The organism is Agrobacterium sp. NPDC089420 (genome assembly GCF_044900305.1).
Lineage (GTDB): Bacteria > Pseudomonadota > Alphaproteobacteria > Rhizobiales > Rhizobiaceae > Agrobacterium.
Map to the genome: position 1 here is coordinate 24,254 of NZ_JBJDMY010000023.1, position 18,838 is coordinate 43,091.

At 55.8% G+C, this 18,838-nt stretch carries 13 protein-coding genes; 6 read left to right on the forward strand and 7 right to left on the reverse strand.

Translation table 11 applies throughout. The features are described 5' to 3' along the window. Positions 1-135 precede the first annotated feature (135 nt). Both ACI2KA_RS24120 and ACI2KA_RS24125 read right to left on the reverse strand, forming a co-directional pair. Positions 136-1,587, reverse strand: coding sequence for a gamma-aminobutyraldehyde dehydrogenase (locus tag ACI2KA_RS24120; RefSeq protein WP_404504980.1), 1,452 nt, complete (start codon positions 1,585-1,587; stop codon positions 136-138). 146 nt (positions 1,588-1,733) lie between these two features. After that, complete coding sequence (locus ACI2KA_RS24125; protein WP_404504981.1) at positions 1,734-2,636, reverse strand: LysR family transcriptional regulator; 903 nt, start codon at positions 2,634-2,636, stop codon at positions 1,734-1,736. A 311-nt stretch (positions 2,637-2,947) separates the two neighbouring features. Here ACI2KA_RS24125 and ACI2KA_RS24130 point away from each other — a divergent pair, with 311 nt between their 5' ends. From ACI2KA_RS24130 to gabD, 4 genes are all read left to right on the forward strand, one after another. Further along, positions 2,948-4,543 carry a GMC family oxidoreductase gene (locus tag ACI2KA_RS24130; RefSeq protein WP_404504982.1) on the forward strand — a complete coding sequence of 532 codons (1,596 nt, stop codon included), beginning with the start codon at positions 2,948-2,950 and terminating at the stop codon, positions 4,541-4,543. A 56-nt stretch (positions 4,544-4,599) separates the two neighbouring features. Then, on the forward strand, positions 4,600-5,346 hold the full coding sequence (locus ACI2KA_RS24135) for an SDR family NAD(P)-dependent oxidoreductase (RefSeq protein WP_404504983.1): 747 nt from the start codon (positions 4,600-4,602) through the stop codon (positions 5,344-5,346). Positions 5,347-5,422: 76 nt separating this feature from the next. Next, the gene (locus ACI2KA_RS24140) at positions 5,423-6,475 is read left to right on the forward strand and encodes a tartrate dehydrogenase (protein WP_404504984.1); all 1,053 of its coding nucleotides are present in this window, start codon (positions 5,423-5,425) and stop codon (positions 6,473-6,475) included. 35 nt (positions 6,476-6,510) lie between these two features. After that, positions 6,511-7,959 carry an NADP-dependent succinate-semialdehyde dehydrogenase gene (gabD, locus tag ACI2KA_RS24145; RefSeq protein WP_404504985.1) on the forward strand — a complete coding sequence of 483 codons (1,449 nt, stop codon included), beginning with the start codon at positions 6,511-6,513 and terminating at the stop codon, positions 7,957-7,959. Between the two features lie 376 nt (positions 7,960-8,335). On the opposite strand, the gene ACI2KA_RS24150 is transcribed toward gabD, so the two are convergent. The 5 genes from ACI2KA_RS24150 to ACI2KA_RS24170 all read right to left on the reverse strand — a co-directional run bounded on the left by ACI2KA_RS24150 (position 8,336) and on the right by ACI2KA_RS24170 (position 15,615). Then, positions 8,336-10,408 carry a CocE/NonD family hydrolase gene (locus ACI2KA_RS24150; protein WP_404504986.1) on the reverse strand — a complete coding sequence of 691 codons (2,073 nt, stop codon included), beginning with the start codon at positions 10,406-10,408 and terminating at the stop codon, positions 8,336-8,338. Positions 10,409-10,427: 19 nt separating this feature from the next. Continuing rightward, a complete protein-coding gene (locus ACI2KA_RS24155) occupies positions 10,428-12,071 on the reverse strand; it encodes a dipeptide ABC transporter ATP-binding protein (RefSeq protein WP_404504987.1) in 1,644 nt (547 codons plus the stop codon). Beyond that, complete coding sequence (locus tag ACI2KA_RS24160; RefSeq protein WP_404504988.1) at positions 12,068-12,976, reverse strand: ABC transporter permease; 909 nt, start codon at positions 12,974-12,976, stop codon at positions 12,068-12,070. The genes ACI2KA_RS24155 and ACI2KA_RS24160 overlap by 4 nt, the downstream gene beginning before the upstream one ends. Then, on the reverse strand, positions 12,973-13,917 hold the full coding sequence (locus tag ACI2KA_RS24165) for an ABC transporter permease (protein WP_404504989.1): 945 nt from the start codon (positions 13,915-13,917) through the stop codon (positions 12,973-12,975). The genes ACI2KA_RS24160 and ACI2KA_RS24165 overlap by 4 nt, the downstream gene beginning before the upstream one ends. Before the next feature lie 90 nt (positions 13,918-14,007). Next, entirely contained in the window at positions 14,008-15,615 is a 1,608-nt protein-coding gene (locus ACI2KA_RS24170) for an ABC transporter substrate-binding protein (RefSeq protein ID WP_404504990.1), read from the reverse strand. Between the two features lie 531 nt (positions 15,616-16,146). Between ACI2KA_RS24170 and ggt the strand changes: the two genes are divergently transcribed. Both ggt and ACI2KA_RS24180 read left to right on the forward strand, forming a co-directional pair. Next, positions 16,147-17,754 (forward strand): gamma-glutamyltransferase, encoded by a 1,608-nt coding sequence (ggt, locus tag ACI2KA_RS24175; RefSeq protein WP_404504991.1) that lies wholly within the window; start codon positions 16,147-16,149, stop codon positions 17,752-17,754. Positions 17,755-17,881: 127 nt separating this feature from the next. Further along, on the forward strand, positions 17,882-18,742 hold the full coding sequence (locus ACI2KA_RS24180; protein ID WP_404504992.1) for a carbon-nitrogen hydrolase family protein: 861 nt from the start codon (positions 17,882-17,884) through the stop codon (positions 18,740-18,742). Positions 18,743-18,838: the final 96 nt, after the last annotated feature.

The following is an 18,838-nucleotide window of genomic DNA, read 5'->3' on the forward strand; positions in this document are numbered from 1 at the left end:
GCGATCTGGATGGAGCAGAGGAGAAGATTTCCATGCACCAACCAGCCTCCCCGAGTGGAGCGATTGTACCCGTCGTCTGCCGATCGAATGGAATAAGACGGGTACGATCTATCGCCGTGGCCACTGTTGGCTCCGTTACGAGAAGTTGAGCATTACGTGGCGGATCGAGGTATAGTCCTCAAGGCTGTAAATGGACTGGTCCTTGCCGTAACCGGAATGTCTCAGTCCACCGTGCGGCATTTCGCTCAATAGCGTGAAGTGCTGGTTCACCCAGACCGTGCCATAACGCAGACGAGCTGCGACCTTGAGCGCGGTGGCGGTATTAGAAGACCATACGGAAGACGCCAGGCCGTAGTGGCTTTCATTCGACCAATCGACAACCTCTTCCGCGGTTTCGAAGCGGGATACCGCAACGACCGGACCGAACACTTCGCGACGCACGATTTCATCCTGGATATTGGCGCCGACGACGAGAGTGGGCTCGTAGTAGAAGCCGTCTCCGGACGTGGGCCTGCCGCCCGTCAGGACTTCAATGTGCTTTGAGGTGCGGGCACGCTGAACGAAGCTTTCGACGCGGTCCCGTTGACGCTGGCTGATAAGCGGACCGAGTTCGGTCTGTTCGTTCTCAGGTGCGCCGCTGCGAATGGTTTTGATTGCTGCGTTGAGTTTCTCAACGACCTTGTCGTAAACACCTGACTGGGCATAGACTAGGCAGGCCGCGCAGCAATCCTGGCCGGCATTTTCAAAGCCCGCCATGCGAACCGTTTCGACGACAGCATCCAGATCGGCATCGTTGAAGACGATAACCGGCGCTTTTCCGCCAAGCTCCAGATGAGTGCGCTTCAGCGTGGTGACGGCGGACTGCAGCACCTTCTGGCCGGTCGTAACGTCACCCGTCAATGAAACCATCGAAACACCTGGATGCGAAACAAGCGTCGAGCCAACAGACTCTCCACGGCCGGTGACGACGTTAACGACGCCCTTGGGCAGGAGGGTTGCCAGGAATTCGCAGAGGCGCAGAAGGGTGAGCGGAGTCTGTTCGGACGGCTTGACGACAACCGTGTTGCCGACCGAAATCGGTGCGAAAACCTTCCAGGCGGCCATCATCAGCGGGAAGTTCCAGGGAGCAACCGACCCTACAACGCCGACCGGATCGCGGCGGATGATAGACGTGTGATTTTCGACATATTCGCCTGCAGCACTTCCATTTAGGACGCGGCAAGCACCGGCGAAGAAGCGAATGGCATCGATTATGGCTGGCATTTCGCCATTAAGCATGCCCAGATAAGGCTTGCCGCAATTGAGGGACTCAAGGCGCGCGTAGGTCTCGATATTCTTCTTGAGGTGTTCGACAACATCAAGAAGAAGCTCCGAGCGCTGTCGTGGCGTCGTAAGCGACCAGGTTTTGAAGGCGGCCTGCGCGGCTGCCACTGCGGCGTTGACCTGCTCCCGGCTCGCTTCCTTGATGGAAACGAGAGGCATGCCTGTCGCCGGGTTCAGAATCGTTTCTTCGCCACCTGTTCCATCGACGAGCTCACCGTTAATGAGCAGCTTCGTCGAGAAAACCGGAGTGGTAACCATATCCATTAAATGTCTCCCTGACCAATGGGCAATCTGCGGACACTGGATTTCAGTGCCGTGATCCAATCCTCAGTAGTGTGTCGCGGAAGTGAGGGAAGGGAAATTACGAAATGCTTGGGATGGGATATCGGTTTTATCGATATCTCGCCGGACTATCGTTTCGCATGATAATCGCGTGCTACGGTCTTGAAAATTTCGGCTTGGTCGGTATCCGGCGACCCTTGTCGCCATACTAGGCCGACATCCAGAGTAACCGAAAGGCCTTCGACCGGGCGGGCTTCAAGACGATCGCCTTCGAGAGTGTAGGGCCGGAAGGCGAGATCTGGCATGATAGCGACGCCGGTATCGGTGCCGACAAGGCTTCTGACTGCTTCCACCGAAGTCGTTCTCAAGAAAACCCGGTCGATCAGTTCTTCGCTTTGCAGCCAGCCTGAGATTGATTCCAGCAAGTCGTCATTTGCCAGCAAAATAAGCTTTTGGTCGCGCAGGTCGGACGATTTAACGCGGCTTTTGTCGGCTAGGGCATTCTTTGGGGCCACCCAAACTCTAAATCTCGACCGCACGAGCGGATCGACCGACAGGGCGAACTGCTCTTCGATGTTGGATATTACCATGAGTGCGAGTTGCAGTTCGCCACTGATGAGGAGGTGTTCGATATATCTTCGATGATCCTCAACCACTTCTACCGCGACTTCAGGAAAAACCCGCCGAAACCGGGCTAGAATGTCGGAAAGAAAATAGCCGGCAACGAGGTTCGTCACCCCAAGGCGAAGACTTCCTGACACGCTGTCGATCTTGGCCGTGAAGGCGTCCTCTGCATCCTTGACAGTGGAAATGATGAGTTTTGCATGACGCAGGAAGCGATGCCCCTCATAGGTCAACGCGATCCCCCGGGCGTGGCGGGAAAAAAGCGCGCTTCCGACCTGCTCTTCGAGTTGCCGGATGCTTTCGGTAATCGCGGATTGCGAGATTCGTGCAGCCGTCGCAGCGCCGGATATGGTGCCAAGTTCGGCTGTCAGGACGAAATACTGCACCTGTCTGAACGTAAAATACATAACTGTTCCCATTCATTTGAGCGCATTTCCGTACGCTCTTATCTTTGTGCGCTATCACTAGCTGAGTTAACGTATCGGCAGAATCGATATCTCCGCAACGGCAAAAAATACTTCTCCGGTCCCCGAACTCGATTTTACAATCAACTTAGTCCATCGCTTTCGCGGGGGAGATCGCTCAAGGCTTTATGTCTCATCGACAAAGCCAGCGGCCCGTGCTTGCAGTTCTGGCAAAATTTGCCTGACGAACCGGAGGTTCCAGCCGCGATTGTAGGGAGACCGGCAAAGCGACTATAGAAAAGGATAAGTCACCAATGTCCGAGGCAGATTATGTCGTAATTGGTTCGGGTTCTTCCGGTGCAGTCGTTTCTGCGCGTTTATCGGAGAATCCGTGGTCGCGTGTCGTCGTTCTCGAAGCGGGAGGTTCTGACAAAAGCCCAATTATCCAGATGCCTGCGGCGAGCTATCTTTACGCAATTGGGAGCAGGAAGTACGACTGGTGCTTCAAAGGTGAGGCAGATCCCACCCGGTTCGGACGTGAGGACGATATGCCACGCGGCAGAACGCTGGGGGGATCGAGCTCGATCAATGGCATGCTGTACGTTCGTGGCCAGCCGCGGGATTTCGACGATTGGGCAGCCTTGGGCAACAGGGATTGGGATTTCAAAAGCGTACTGCCCTACTTCCGTAAATCCGAGGACAACGAAAACGGTGCGAGCGAGTTCCACGGTGCCGGTGGTCCTCTAAAGGTGTCCAACCTGCGAGCCGGCCATCCAATTTCGAACGCATTTCTGGAGGCTGCTTCGAAATACGGGCTCAAGCGAACCACAGACATCAACCAACCTCCGAATGACGGCGTCGGATTTGTGCAGGCAACGCAAATCCGTGGCAGACGTTGCAGTGCGGCGCGCGCTTTTCTCTGGCCAGCACGTTCGCGCAGCAACCTCGACATTCGCACCCACGCGTGGGTAACGCGCATCATCTTCAATGGCAAGAAAGCGGTTGGGGTAGAGTATGAAAAAAATGGGCGGACGGGCGTCGTTAAGGCTCGCCGCGGCATTGTTTTGTCCGCAGGTGCGCTCGCCTCGCCTCAAATTCTGATGTTGTCAGGCGTGGGACCCGCCAGCCATCTGCGAAGCCATGGGATCAATGTTGTTCACGATCTGCCCGGGGTCGGCCAGAACTTCCAGGATCACCCGGGCACCAACCATACAGCCTTTGTGAACAGAGCCACTTACAATGTTCAAACGAACCTCTTTTACAAGGCGATGTTCGGTGCCCAGTGGTTGCTTTTTGGTCGTGGACCTGGAAGCACGCCGGATACTCATATCATCGGCTTCACACGCTCGCGGCCGGATCTGAGCCATTGCGATCTCCAATACCACTTTACACCCGTCGGATACGACTTTGGCGAAGACGGGCCGATCATGTTTGACAAGCCGGCGGTCACCGGAATTACGAACATTCATCGCCCACATTCGCGTGGTGAGATTACGCTAAGATCGCCGAGTTATCGGGACCAACCGCGTATACAATCCAACCTTTTCGGCGATGAACGCGACATCGACACCCTTGTGGCCGGTTCGAAAATCTTGCGTGGCATTTTCGATACGGAGCCGTTGCGCCAGTTCGTTACGGGCGAAATGTTCCCTGGAAAAGAAGTCCAGACCGAGGACGAGTGGCGTGATTACGTCCGTCGCACCGCGATCGGTATCTACCACCCAGCAGGCACGTGCAAGATGGGGCGGGACCCGATGGCGGTGGTAACGGACCGACTTGCCGTTCACGGTCTGGAAGGTCTTTACGTCGCCGATGCCTCCATCATGCCAACCATCGTTAGCGCCAACCTCAACGCAAACTGCATCATGATTGGGGAACGAATGGCTGACTTTCTTCGCAAAGGCGAATGATAGGGGCAATCGACATTCAGGCGCTCACTTCGGACCAGAAATAGAAAGCGAGAAAAATGATGGATCTAGCAGGCAAGAAAGCAATTGTTACCGGCGCAAGTTCCGGTATCGGGCATGCAGTTGCTCGCCATCTGGCCGCTCGAGGCGTTGAGCTTGTTATCATGGGGCGAAACGAGGGAAAGCTTATCGACCTTGGAAACGAGTTGCCCTCAAAAACCACTGCTGTGACTACGGATATCTCGAACGCGGAATCCACTGCTGAAGCAACCGCGAAGGCATGGGGCAGGCTCGGTAATGTCGACGCGCTGGTCCATGCCGCGGGTATTCTTACGCCGAGCTCCATTGAGGAAATGACCGTTGCGAAATGGCGCGAGCAGATTGACGTCAATTTGTCGGGCACTTTTCATGTAATGCGAGAGTCGGGCTTGCGGATGAAGGGGCAGGGGTTCGGCAGCATGATTAGCATTGGCTCGGATTTGTCATTCAAGGGTGCGCCGATGTACTCTCATTACTGCGCGGCGAAAGCTGGTGTTGTTGGACTGACCCGCGCTTTCGCTCTGGAATTGGCGCCCACCGTACGCGTCAACTGCGTATGCCCCGGCCCGGTCGACACGCCGATGATGGAATCTGAATTTCAGTGGTTCGGCGGCACCCAGCGGGTACGTGAGGAAATTGTCGGCAAAATCCCAATGAAGCGCATGGGTAGCCCGGACGAAATCGCGGCCTTCATAGCTTTCGTTGCGTTTCAGGCGACGTTTGCGACAGGCAACATCCTTAGTACTGATGGCGGCAACACAGCCTAATATCTCCCTCTCACAGTCCCATGGTCCGCGCAACGTCGCACCATGGGTTGTTCAAGTACACGCACGGATTATGAGCATGACGGATATCAACATAGCAATTATTCCCGGAGATGGGATAGGTGTCGAGGTGACTGCCGCAGCCTGGGAAGTTTCACTTGCCGCTGCGGCAACCTGTAATATCGGCCTTTCGGCAACGACATTTCCGTGGTCCTGCGACCACTATCTGAAAACCGGAGCCATGATGCCCGCGAATGGCATAGAAACACTCCGGAGCTACGATGCAATCTTGCTTGGTGCGATCGGGTGGCCGGCGAAGGTTTCCGACGACGTTTCGCTGCATGAACTTTTGCTGCGCATCAGAAAAGAGTTCGACCTTTACGCGAACGTCCGACCTCACAAGCTTCTACCCGGTGTGACCGGCCCCCTTCGTGCTGAGAATATCGATATCCTCTGTATCCGCGAAAATACGGAAGGAGAATATTCAGGTGCGGGTGGAAGGGTACACCGTGCCACGGCAAATGAAGTGGCGATCGAGACTGCCGTCTTCACGCGCCAAGGCGTGGAACGAATTCTCCGATACGGTTTCGAAATGGCGCGAAAGCGCAGGAAGCAACTTGCTTCGGTGACGAAGTCCAACGCGCAACGCCATTCTATGGTCTTTTGGGACGATGTGACAAGGCAGATGTCCGTGGAATATCCGGACGTAGAGGTACGAAGCTACCACGTCGATGCACTCGCTGCCCGAATGGTCATGTTCCCGGAGACGCTGGACGTCATCGTGGCATCCAATCTGTTCGGCGATATCCTGTCCGACATCGGCGCAGCTATACAGGGTGGACTTGGATTTGCGGCATCAGCCAACATAGACCCGACCGGGCGCTCGCCGTCGATGTTCGAACCTGTTCATGGTTCGGCACCAGACATCGCGGGCAAGGATGCGGCGAATCCGATTGCCGCGATATGGTCGGCTGCGATGATGTTCGAGCATTTGGGACAGCCCGAACTCGCCGCCAGAATCATGGCGACTGTGGAGCGCGTCTGCGCACGTGGCATTGGCGTAGGTTCTGCGGGCTCGAGCCAGGGTACCCACTATATCACGAATGAAATATTACTTGAAATCGCACGCTAGTCGAATACGCACCCGTTCTGCAGAGGATAGCCACCATGGCTCTAAAAGATAGCACCTTGTTCAGACAAGCCGCCTTAGCGGGCGGAAAATGGATCGAAGCCGGGGATGGTCCCTCTGTGGACGTCATCAATCCAGCCGATGGCAGCCTTCTCGGGCGCGTTCCCAAACTGGGAGCGATTGAAACACGCGAGGCAATTGAAGCAGCGCAACGGGCGATGCCCGCATGGGCGGCCCGAACGGCGAAGGAGCGCTCCGGCCTTCTTAGGCGCTGGTTCGAGCTTATGATCGAAAACAAGGACGATCTTGCGGAGATTCTCACGCTCGAGCAAGGCAAACCATTGAATGAGGCGAAGGGCGAAATCGTCTATGGCGCCAGTTTTGTGGAGTGGTTCGCCGAAGAGACGCGCCGCATCTATGGCGACATTATCCCGGGCCACCAGCCGGACAAACGCATCCTCGTGATGAAACAGCCGATCGGCGTTGTGGCTGCCATCACCCCATGGAATTTCCCGAACGCAATGATCACCCGAAAGGCCGCGCCGGCACTGGGTGCGGGATGCGGTGTGGTTTTGAAACCTGCGTCGCAAACACCGTTCTCGGCGATTGCGCTCGCTGTTCTTGCCGAGCGTGCGGGCATACCTCCGGAACTTTTCAGCGTTGTGACCGGAGCAGCAAGAGAGATCGGCGGCGAAATGACGTCAAACCCTATCGTTCGAAAGGTAACGTTTACCGGATCAACTGATATTGGTGCCGAATTGATGCGTCAAAGTGCCCCGACGATCAAGAAGATGGGGCTTGAGCTTGGCGGCAACGCGCCATTCATCGTCTTTGATGACGCCGATCTGGATGCGGCAGTTGAAGGGACGATCGTCTCCAAATTCCGCAACAACGGTCAGACCTGCGTGTGCGCCAACCGAATCTATGTTCAGGACAAGGTCTTCGAGGCTTATGCGGATAAGCTCTGTGCTGCGATAGCGAAATTGCGCGTAGGCAGCGGTATGGAACCCGACGTAACCTTGGGCCCGCTGATCGACAGTGCCGCAGTCGGCAAGATCGAGGAGCATATCGCCGACGCTCGGTCAAAAGGGGCTCGAATCATGATGGGCGGGAGGCTTCATGAGAGGGGCGGGAACTTCTTCGAGCCTACCGTGCTTGGGGATGTCACCAGCGAAATGATGCTCGCGAACGAAGAGACGTTCGGTCCCGTCGCACCGCTTTTCCGCTTTACCGATGAAGATGATGTCATTCGTCAGGCAAATGACACGGAATTTGGTTTGGCGTCGTATTTTTACGCGCGTGATCTCGCCCGTGTCTTTCGCGTGGCCGAAGCGCTGGAATACGGTATGATCGGTGTCAATACCGGCCTTATCTCTACGGCAGAAGCGCCATTCGGAGGCGTAAAGTCGTCTGGCCTTGGACGTGAAGGTTCAAAATATGGCATGGAAGAGTTCCTGGAACTCAAATACGTCTGCATGTCAGTGTGATCGTATATCGCTCACCGCTCTCGCGATGAAAACACATCGGAGGTAAATCAGATATTTAAATCGCGTCGCGTGAAAAAAATCACGCGACGCGATTTGCTGTTTGCTGTTTTGCTTTATCTGTTCTCATCGTGGCAAGCTGGCGCATATTTTTGCGCGATGCGTTTAGGATGAGTTCTCATTTTGAAGGGGTGCAGACGTATGCTTCGCACCGCCGACTGTAGCCGCGCTCAGCACCGTTTTTATTTGACCGAACCCTGTTCATATTGATGATTGACCGAAAAAATCAAATTCCGTCGCTGTTACGGACAGGAAAAGGTGTGACGCATTTTCACATTCAGGACCGCATCCAGCAAAGCTCGACGGAATTTGCCGAAAATCAAACCGGTTCTCGTGGGATCTTTCGCTCATAGTGTCTTTCGAACACCAGTTCCGCCCTCTCCCTTGCAACGAGATGAGTGGCAATGACCCAGTTGTCGGCGTCGGCACGCGTAGTGGATTCCACGCTTACCGTGCAATGCCAATCATCCTTGCACATGGACCAGGTGGCGGATGAAAGGCATTCGGCGCTGAGTGGGTCGTCTGTCTGGATCGTGAAACGCCTGAGCGTCTTTGAAGACGTTTCAAGGTTCGTCTCAAGATCAAGCGTTGATCCGCAATCTTCATCGACGGTGATGCTCATGGTGCCGGTGGCGACGTCGAAGTCGCGGCGTCTCGTCATATGGGGCGCCGCCAGTGATGCGACTGCGCGTTTCGCGGTTTCGTCCGGTGGTATGCCGAGCGTGTTGTCGTCCGCCGTCGCGGCATATCTGACCGGCAGGCGCAAAGAGCTTGCACCGAGATCGATGGACAGCGTTGCCGGTTTGCTCTCCGGCCAAACGACTGGCCAATAGCTCGTCGCGATAGCCAGCCGCAACGAATGCCCTTTCGCCACCTGCCAGCCAGCCGGGAACATCTTGACGGAAACGTCGTAAAAAACACCCGGCTCTATATCGGCGCACCTGGCATCGCCTTCGCGTTGACGCAAACTGACGAAACCGAACGCGATACGTGTGGAAGATCCGTCCGGTGCGACATCGCACAAACGAACCACGACCTGGCCGACGTCACAGTCCGAACTTACCCGCAGGGCGACTTCGACCTCGCCAAGCAGGTCGATACTTGCGTCTACTGGCGGGCTGTCGAATAAGAGCGATTGGCCGTCATCCGTGCGCTGATCTTCCGGCATATGCGGGGCCAATCCGGTTGGGTACCACGGCATCCATTCGCCAGCAGCGCATCCGCTGGTCAGTTTTGAGCGAATCGAGCGAAAGCACGGTGAGGCGATTTCAGGGGCATCTTGACACAGTCCGGTGTGTGAAAGGTTCCATCGTTCGATCCGTGTGGTGGATGGCGGCCACTCGAAATCCGCGACCCAGCGCCCGGGGCGAGTGGGGCTACTCGGATTTGGACCTGCTGTTCCATCGACCAGCCAACTGCGGGCGACGGGATCGTCGCTGGCTTTGTTGTCCTCGTTCTTCAGCCAATGTCCGAACCACCGATCGGCGAGGCTTACGAAATCGATTCCCGGTCCGGGCAGTGCCTCTTGCGGCATGCTGTGCCCCCATGGACCCATGATACCTTTCGATGGAGCGTCGAGCATCGTCAGAACGCGCGGGATGTTGACGACGTAACCGGAGTCTGCCCATCCAGCAACCATCAGCACAGGTACCTTGATGCGTTTATAGTCTCGGGCAGCGGAGCCTGGTTCCCAATAGGTATCGGACAGCGGATGCTGCGACCAAAATTCGAAATAGTTGCGATATGCCTCTAGCCGCTCCATCCATATCGATTTCCAGTCCTCGCCAACCACCCAAGGCAGGGGTGGTCTGGCGTGCATGCCGGCAAGAACCGGCCCGTGCCAGGCAGCGTAGACGAGAAGGCATCCGCCTTGATGGCGGTTGAGATAGCGATCGTCGGCGGCGTTGACGGGCAATATGGCGCCAAGCGATGATGGCTGTTCGCAGGCGACCATCAGACTGGCGTGCGCTGGCCAGGACAAGCCTGTCATCCCGGTGCGCCCGGAACACCAGGGCTGGCGGGCGATCCAGTCGAGCGCGTGACAGGCGTCTTCCCAATAGGCCTGCGCGAACTGATCGACATGGAGGCCGCTCGAATTGCCGGTTCCGCGCGCGTCAAGCTTGATACAGGCGTAGCCGCGTGCAGCAAGTTCTGCATAGGTTCTCTCGTCGGCTGCCGCCGTGAAGTCGCAGCCTCTATACGGGTGATAATCGATGATGGCAGGGACTTTTCGGCCGCCCGGTTCTATAGGAAGCCAGAGTTTTGCCCCCAATGTAATCCCGTTGGGCAATGGAATGGCAATGTAGTCCGTGCGTTCAACGTTACAGCGAAAACCCATCTTTTCGTCCTCATCTGGCGCGGCAGGCTTCTGGTCCGGGGTCAGAACAGTCACTCTTGGTGCTCGTCGCGGCTCACATACTGCGGACAGGCCTGAAATTCGCAAAATCCCAATGTCTGCCAGGTGCTGCTTCTATCAGGCTGCGTGTGTATTCTGCTTTCGCCGACAGGAGCACGGTCGAGGTGGGACCTGCCTCCACGACCCGCCCGGACTTCATCACGACGATCTCGTCGCAGATTTGTGCCGCTACCCTGAGATCGTGGGTGATGAAAAGGATACCAAGACCGAGACGCTCTTGAGCCTGAGCCAGAAGTTTAAGGACTTGGTCCTGAACGGATACGTCGAGAGCCGATACGGCTTCGTCGGCGATCAGAACCTCCGGCTTGAGTGCAAGCGCCCGCGCGATGGCTATACGCTGTCGCTGGCCGCCTGAAAACTGGTGCGGATAGCGCTCGGCTGCATCTTCGGGAAGGCCCACGAGTTGCAGCAACTCCCTTGCCTCTGCAAGAGCCTGATTACGCGCCACTCCGAAATTGGTCGGTCCCTCGATAATCGATTCGCCGACGGTTATGCGCGGGTTGAGTGATCGGTTCGGATCCTGAAATACCATCTGTATGCGGCGTCGCTGCAATCGAAGCGGATTGTTGGAGAGATTGTCGATACGGGTATCGTGAAGGTGGACGGAGCCACTCGTCGGATCCTGCAGGCGTATGATGCAACGCGCCACGGTCGATTTTCCCGAGCCGGATTCGCCGACTATCCCCACGGTTCTACCGCGTTGCAATTGCAGGGAAACATCCGCGGCAGCATCGATCGTGCGGGCGCGCCCGAGCATCGTGCGAATACTGTAGGATTTGAACAGATTGGCAACGTTCAATACCTTTGTCTCGGATGACATTGGTCGAGGCTCTCGCGGCACAAGGCTCGGCACGGCCTTGAGGAGGTTGCAGGTATAGTCGGACTTCGGGCTTTTAAGAATGTCCATCGTCGCGCCTGCTTCGACGACCTTGCCGGCGCGCATGACCGTCACACGGTCGGCGATATCGGATACCACACCCATGTCGTGGGTGATGAAGAGGACCGCCATGCCGTGCTTCAGGCGCAGCTCGTCGATGAGCTTGATAATCTGCTTCTGGGTTGTCACATCGAGAGCAGTCGTCGGTTCATCGGCAATCAGCAACTTGGGCTCGAGGAGCAGCGCCATTGCAATCATGATGCGCTGCCGTTGGCCACCGGAAAGCTGGTGCGGATAGGAGACATAGATGCGTTCGATATCCGGCAGATGCACTTCTTCCATTATTTCGATGATACGTGCCTTGCGAGCCGAGCGTTTCATGTTCGTGTGCGTTTTGAGAACTTCCTCGAGCTGCTCTCCGATTTTTACCACGGGATTCAAGGCCGTCATCGGCTCCTGGAAGATCATGGCCACGGTGGTCGCACGCAATTCACGGAACTGCTTGTCGGATGCATTCAGCACGTCTTTTCCGCCAAGCTGTATGTGTCCGCCGCGGGGCTTCAGCACACCCTTGGGAAGCAGTCCCATGGTGGCAAGGGAGGTCACCGATTTTCCAGAGCCAGACTCTCCGACGATACACATTATCTCGCCTGCGAAGACATCGATCGATACGTCTGACACGATGGGTGGCGTCTGGCTTGCGACAGGGCCGACGGTCAGGTTGCGGATAGACAAAAACGGCTTTTGCTTTTCGTCGTTCATTTGCCCGCTTCCCTCTTGTTGCTCTTCGGATCGAGAACGTCGCGCATGAAGTCTCCGATGATGTTGATCGCCAGAATCGTCGCCGAAAGCATAATTCCTGGCCAGAAGATGAGCGCGGGCTTGATCTGGAAGAAGCTGCGGCCATCAGCGATGATGTTGCCCCATGTGGGCGTTGATGGGCTGATGCCCGCGCCGAGAAAAGACAGCACGGCCTCGGTCAGTATCGCGGAGGCGCAGATATAGCTGCCCTGAACGATCAGCGGCGCGATGGTACTTGGCACGAGGTGTTTCCATAGTATCCTTCCAGTGCGGCTGCCGAGAACGATAGCCGCCTCGATGTAGAATTCCGTTCTGGCCGAGAGGACGACTGCGCGCACGAGCCGGACCACGCGTGGTATTTCGGGAATGATGATGGCTAACAGGACTGTCCAGAAACCCGCCCCGAGAAGCGTGACGATCGTAATTGCCAGCAGGACTGCCGGTATAGCCATGATGCCGTCCATGATCCGCATCACAATGCTGTCGAATATCCGAATATAACCGCACAGAAGACCGATGACCAGACCTATGGCAATGCTTGCGACCATCGCGCCGATCCCGATTCCCAAGGCGATCCTCGTGCCGTAGACTACGCGTGAAAAGAGATCACGCCCGTAAGCGTCCATACCGAACCAGTGCTCGGCGCTAGCAGGTTTCAGGCGCAACAGCGGGTCGAGCTTTACAGGATCTTGCCCGGCGATAAGCGGTGCGAAAATGGCGGTTGCAACGACCAGGAAGAGAACGAGTGCAGCCGACAGCGTTATTGGATCCAGTCGTTTCCAGTTCAACAGCGTTTTCCCTATCTTTTTATGGACAGACCGGTGCAGGGGAGTGCGGTCTGATTGAGGAGACGAAGCGACAGTCATTCGTAGCGGACCCTTGGATCGAGGAGGACATAGGCCAAGTCGATCAGAAGATTGACGAGAACGTAAAAGAGTCCCGAGAGAAGCGTCAGCGCCTGTATTACAGGGTAGTCGCGTCCCATGACGGCATCGACAGTCAGTCTTCCAAGGCCAGGAATGTTGAAAACGCTTTCTGTGATGACCACGCCACCCAGCATGAGCGCGAAGCTGATGCCGATTACGGTGATGACCGGCACGGTGACGTTGCGCAGTGCATGTTTGACAAGCACTTTCGTTTCCGAAACGCCTTTGGCGCGGGCGGTGCGAATGAAATCTTCGTTCAGGACCTCTAGCAAACTTGCGCGGGTGATGCGCGCAATCAGAGCTATATAAAGGACGGACAGCGACACGGTTGGCAGCACGATGTAACGTGCGAACGGTGCGATGCCCTCGCTAATACCGCGGAACCCCTGAACGGGAAGCCAACGCTGCTCTATCGAAAAGAACAGCATAAGAGTGTAGCCGATCACGAAAACCGGGACAGAAAAGCCGATTACGCAGATTGCGATGACGATTCTGTCTATCGCAGTGCCATGTCTGGCGGCAGCCAGGACCCCGAGTGGCACTGCAACGAGAACAGAAAGGGCGATGGTGGTAAAGGCCAGGCTCAGCGTCGGGCCGATACGGTCGGCAATGATCTTGCCGACAGGCGTCTGCGACATGATGGATGTACCAAGATCACCGGCGGCAATCTGTCCCAGCCATTTGCCGAACTGCACGATCAACGGTTGATCAAGGCCGAGATTCGCCCTTATAATCTCCAATTGCTGCGGTGTTGCATTGTCACCTGCGATGAGTACTGCTGGATCTCCGGGTGCAAGCCTGACCAGCAGGAAGATAGCCAAAGCGACCACAAAAATAACGGGTATAGTGGCAATAAGTCGTCCTACGACAAACCTGAGCACGTCGAGTTTCCCTTCGCGTGTTTTACCGTAAGTACCGAATGATTTCGATCGGGACGGCGCTCCTTGAGTAGCGCGCGTCCCGACGATACATCAATCCGCTTTCTTTTCGATATTCCAGAAGAACGGAACGGCAGGGCCGTCGAGTACGCCATGGAGCTTTGCACTCCAGGCGGCTGGCGTCTTGAGCTGGCCGAGCGGGATATAGATTACTTGATCGTAGATCCGCTTTTGCAATTCTTCAGCCACTTTCCGCCGGTCTTCAGGCGTCTTTGTAAGCGCGAAGGCTTCCCGCAGTTCGATGATTTTGTCGTCTTTTGGCCAACCTGGCCAGCCGTCCTTGCCGACCGTGTTCAACGGCAGGCTCGTCAGGGGGCTGGATACATCCATGCCGCCTAGCCCTGTGAAGGCCATGTTCCAGCCGCCCTCGGACGGTGGTTTCGGATTGTTACGAAGCGCGACGGCGCTCTGCCAGTCCATTGGCAACAGCTGTACCTTGAAGCCGGCTTCCTGGAGAAGCTGTGCAGCGACAATCGGTTGCGGTTTCTGGGTATTGACGTCGGTTGGCTGAATGATGCGGATCGGAGTTCCATCGTAACCGGATTCCTTGAGCGCGGCTTTGGCCTGCTCCATCCCGGAACCGGCGATGAGTGTCTCGCTGCCGGCTTCGGTCGTAAGAGGTGTGTCACAGAAGAAGACGGCGCCGCAAACCTTGGTGAGCGACGGATCGCTTGACATCGCTGCCATGAAACTCGGTTGGGACATGGCAAGGAAAGCGGCGCGACGGACCTTCACATTGTCGAAAGGAGGGTAGAGAAAGTTCATTCGGCCGAGAATCTGCAGACCGAATGGATTGTTATTTTTGACAATGATTTCCTTGTTGCCGTCAAGTAGCGGCAGAAGGTCGATCTGCGGCTCGTCGATATAGTCGATTTCGCCGTTCGCCAGCGCATTGATCGCGGTCTGGGCGTCGGGCATGACGATCCATTCGACGCGATCGACCTTGACAACCTTGCCGCCTGAAAGCCAGCTCGGTGGTTCAGCACGTGGAGCGTATTTCTCATTTTTGACGAAAGCGGCTTTGACGCCCGGCTGGAACTCGCTTTCAACGAATTTGAATGGGCCTGAGCCGACAAAGCTCGTAATAGGCTTGTCGGCAGGGGTTGAGGCAACCGCCTTTGGCATCATGAACGGTACGAGCGATGACGGTTTCCCAAGGGCTTCAAGTACGATCCCGACTGGCTTGGACAGCGTCAAGGTGATGGTCTTGGCGTCTGTGGCTTCCAGACTCTTAGTTGCTTTTGCAAGCACCTGTCCCATAGAATCGCGCTTTTCCCAACGCTGCAGTGAGGCCACGCAATCTTCTGCGGTCACAGGCGTGCCATCGCTCCACAAAAGCCCCTCGCGGAGTGTAAATGTGTAAACGAGCCCGTCATCGGAAATCTTCCAGTCCGCCATCTGGGGCTTGATCTGAAACTTTTCGTCCATTGCGACGAGCGTGTCGTAGATCATGTAGCCGAAATCGCGTGAGATGTAAGCCGACGACATTACAGGGTCGAGGACGCGTAAAGGTGCATGCATGACCGCCTGGATGGTCGTTTCGGCCAATACTGAGTTGCCTGAACTGAATATAAGGGCTGCCGCAATCGCGGACGTCGCGGCGCCCATTCTGATTTTGTTCCTAACATTGATCAGCTTCATCGTTGTTCCCTTTATTGATTTTTTTACGCCCTCGCACAGATTCCCGTCGGCTTTCATCTGATGTTAGGCCGATGGAAGTGTTCTGTATGTCACGGCTGGAAGTGTAGGATCGTTTCCGGAGACAAGGTAGTTCGGTTATGTTGGCAACATGGTATCGGATAAACAGATGCCTTCGTGACAGCCTGTGATGGAATTTACAGAGCTCGGGTCTGCCCCTGGCCACAAGCCTTATGTCTTCGAGTGCGCGCTGTAATCCATTCTAATTACGCCAAGATAAAGTACGGCATCAGACGAGTCGTGAAACTTGCTGCAAGATCGGGTGGAAGAGAGCTATCTGAAACTCAGATGGGTAGGTGAGGCAATTTTGAATATCTTCTTTTTTTCAACTCAATGTAATTGTGGCTTGGATCAAGCGCCGCAGACATTCTTTCACGGTTAGAGCGCCGGACGAACTGATCCAGCAAAAGCGACACTCCTGTCGGTCGACCTCGGCGGGGGGCAATATTCACGTTTCAATTGAGAGCACTGACCATGACCAAAGGAACTATCGTTGCAGCTCAACCCGAAGCAGCCGAGACCGGGGCAGTCATTCTGCGCGCAGGCGGCAACGTCGTGGATGCAGCTATAGCGAGTGCGCTCGTTCAAGGCGTCGTAGATCCACAGCAATGCGGAATTGCCGGCTTTGGCAGCCTCCAGCTCTATCTTCCGCAGCGTGGCGTTCACACATGCATCGATTTTCACGCCAAGGCGCCGGCAGCAACACGACCGGACATGTGGGAAGATCTCATCGAAGAGGAAACCTTTGACGGCTTCGGCTTCGTGCTACGTGGCCGCGTCAACGACGTAGGGTATCAGTCGATTGCGGTGCCCGGCAGCCTGAAAGCTTACTACGAAACGCAACTAGAATTCGGTACGATGCCTTGGTCTGAAATCGTTGCTCCGGCAATCGCACATGCACAGGCGGGTGTCAGGGTCCGACCGCATATGAACATGTGGTGGAACCTCGATGATAAATCCGGGCGGATTCCCAATCGCGAACGGATGGCATTCAGCAAGTCCGGTCGGGAAATCTATTTTGATGATCGTGCTATGCCGCTCGCCACGGGTGAAATTCTGCGCAACCCCGATATGGTAGAGACCCTGAAGCGGATCGCCGCGCACGGGGCGGACATATTCTATGAGGGCGATATAGCCCGCGAGATGGTCGCTGACATGCAGGCGAACGGCGGTTTAATAACGCTTGAGGACCTCGCCAGCTATCGCACGAGCCGCTATAAGCCCTTGACATCCTCCTATCGCGGATTGGAACTAGCGACTAACAGGCCGCCCGGCGGCGGCATGATGCTGATCGAGATGTTGAACGTGCTTGAGCAATTCGATCTCGCACAACTCGGACATAATAGCGCGGATTATATTCGCATCGTTGCCGAAGCGATGAAATACGCGACGATCGACAAGGACCGTTTCCTTGGCGACCCGTCGTTCTTCGACGTTCCTTACGATATGCTGATGGGCAAGCCTTACGCCGAAGAAATCGCAGCACGCATCCGGAACGGGGAAAAAGCCTCGGTCGAGCGCTATGCCGGTAATAGCGAGAGCAAATACACGACACATGTTGGCGTTGTGGACGATGCGGGCAACGCCGTTACTATGACTCATTCGCTCGGTACGCCATCGGGCGTCATCACCGAGGGTTTGGGGTTCATGTACAACGGTTGCATGAGCGTCTTCGATCCGCGGCCTAGCAGGGCAGGTTCGCTCGCTCCGGGAAAAAGCCGCTTCAGCTCCATCGCTCCATCCATTGTATTCCAGGACAGCGCGCCGCAGATCGTCATCGGGGCTCCGGGCGGCACCCAGATCGCCATGGGTATTCTTCAGGTCCTGCTCAACATCATCGATCACGGCATGTCGCCGGTCGAAGCCGTCTATGCGCCGCGGTTCAGCGGAACCTACAATACGATCGAGGTCTGTAATCGTATTCCCGGATATCTGACCGATGACTTGCGGAACGAAGGTTATGAAATCAGGCGGCTCGCGGAGAGCTACACGTTCTCGGGCGTGCACGTCATTGCAAGAAATGGCTCCGAGTGGCGCGGTGGGGCAGACCCCGGCTACGATGGCGTCGCGCTCACTGTTTGAAGCGTGTTCTCTATGAGAGCGCAGATATGACGGAATCAAATCTGCGCTCTCATACTCTCTTTTGAATCATGATCTTATCGATCACCGGCTCACCAAGGTCGTAAACAACAGCACAAAGGAACCCAGAATGAATCCCAGAAGGATGACAGTTTCGGTCATACAGATCACTGCAGTTGATGACGACAACCAGGCCAACGTCGATAAGCTTTGCGCTCTTCTGGATGTCGCGGGCCAACGTGGCTCCGATCTTGTCGTTCTTCCGGAGGTCATGACCGGGAGTGGGGCGAGTGATCCGAAGGCATATCGACGTATTGCCGAAAAAATCCCCGGGGAAACGACAAGACGGCTCGCAGAAAAAGCACGCTGTTATTCGATGTGTGTCGTCGGCTCGATGTTCGAAGAGGGTGAGGGAGGACTGATCTATAATAGTGCTCCATTGATCGGCCCAGACGGCGAAATCCTTTTCAATTATCGCAAGACGCACCTCTTTTCTCCGGGAAACGGCCCAGATATTGCTGCAGGCATTGGTGAACCTGGTAAAATCGAGCCCGGGAACAGCCTATTTGTCGTTGAAACTCCGAAATGCAAACTTGGCGTGGCGACTTGTGCAGATCTCAGATTCCACGAAGTTTTCAGGGAGCTTTCACTCATGGGCGCGGAAGTCGTGGCCTTACCCACCGCTTTTCCGTCACCGCGATTAGATCACTGGGAGTTCACACTCCGAACGCGTGCCACGGATAACCAACTGTTCATCGCCGCTACCGGATTATACGGCAGGGAGCCCAAATCGAATGCCCAGTTTGTCGGGCGCAGCATGATCGTCGATCCATGGGGAGTGATCGCCGCGACGGCACCCGATGCTGAGTGCTGCACAACGATCGAGATTGATCTTGACCGCATAAGACAGGTGAGGGATTGGTACCCATTAACAGAGTTGCGACGACCAGAAATTTATGTTGAACAGCGTCGCCAATTCCAAATGTACTAGCACTTCTGTGGTTGCCGCCCGTTATGCAAGAAGTTTTTGCCCATATGAACGTGTGATCGAGTGCGGTCTTCTGTCAGGCCTTTAATTGCGGCATTT

Excerpts from the sequence above, each read along its gene's own strand:
- ACI2KA_RS24155 (WP_404504987.1), bottom strand. The coding sequence starts at position 12,071 with ATGAACGACGAAAAGCAAAAGCCGTTTTTGTCTATCCGCAACCTGACC.
- ACI2KA_RS24140 (WP_404504984.1), top strand. The coding sequence starts at position 5,423 with ATGACGGATATCAACATAGCAATTATTCCCGGAGATGGGATAGGTGTC.
- ACI2KA_RS24180 (WP_404504992.1), top strand. The coding sequence starts at position 17,882 with ATGAATCCCAGAAGGATGACAGTTTCGGTCATACAGATCACTGCAGTT.
- ACI2KA_RS24130 (WP_404504982.1), top strand. The coding sequence starts at position 2,948 with ATGTCCGAGGCAGATTATGTCGTAATTGGTTCGGGTTCTTCCGGTGCA.
- ACI2KA_RS24120 (WP_404504980.1), bottom strand. The coding sequence starts at position 1,587 with ATGGATATGGTTACCACTCCGGTTTTCTCGACGAAGCTGCTCATTAAC.
- ACI2KA_RS24160 (WP_404504988.1), bottom strand. The coding sequence starts at position 12,976 with ATGACTGTCGCTTCGTCTCCTCAATCAGACCGCACTCCCCTGCACCGG.
- ACI2KA_RS24170 (WP_404504990.1), bottom strand. The coding sequence starts at position 15,615 with ATGAAGCTGATCAATGTTAGGAACAAAATCAGAATGGGCGCCGCGACG.
- ACI2KA_RS24135 (WP_404504983.1), top strand. The coding sequence starts at position 4,600 with ATGATGGATCTAGCAGGCAAGAAAGCAATTGTTACCGGCGCAAGTTCC.
- gabD (WP_404504985.1), top strand. The coding sequence starts at position 6,511 with ATGGCTCTAAAAGATAGCACCTTGTTCAGACAAGCCGCCTTAGCGGGC.
- ggt (WP_404504991.1), top strand. The coding sequence starts at position 16,147 with ATGACCAAAGGAACTATCGTTGCAGCTCAACCCGAAGCAGCCGAGACC.
- ACI2KA_RS24125 (WP_404504981.1), bottom strand. The coding sequence starts at position 2,636 with ATGTATTTTACGTTCAGACAGGTGCAGTATTTCGTCCTGACAGCCGAA.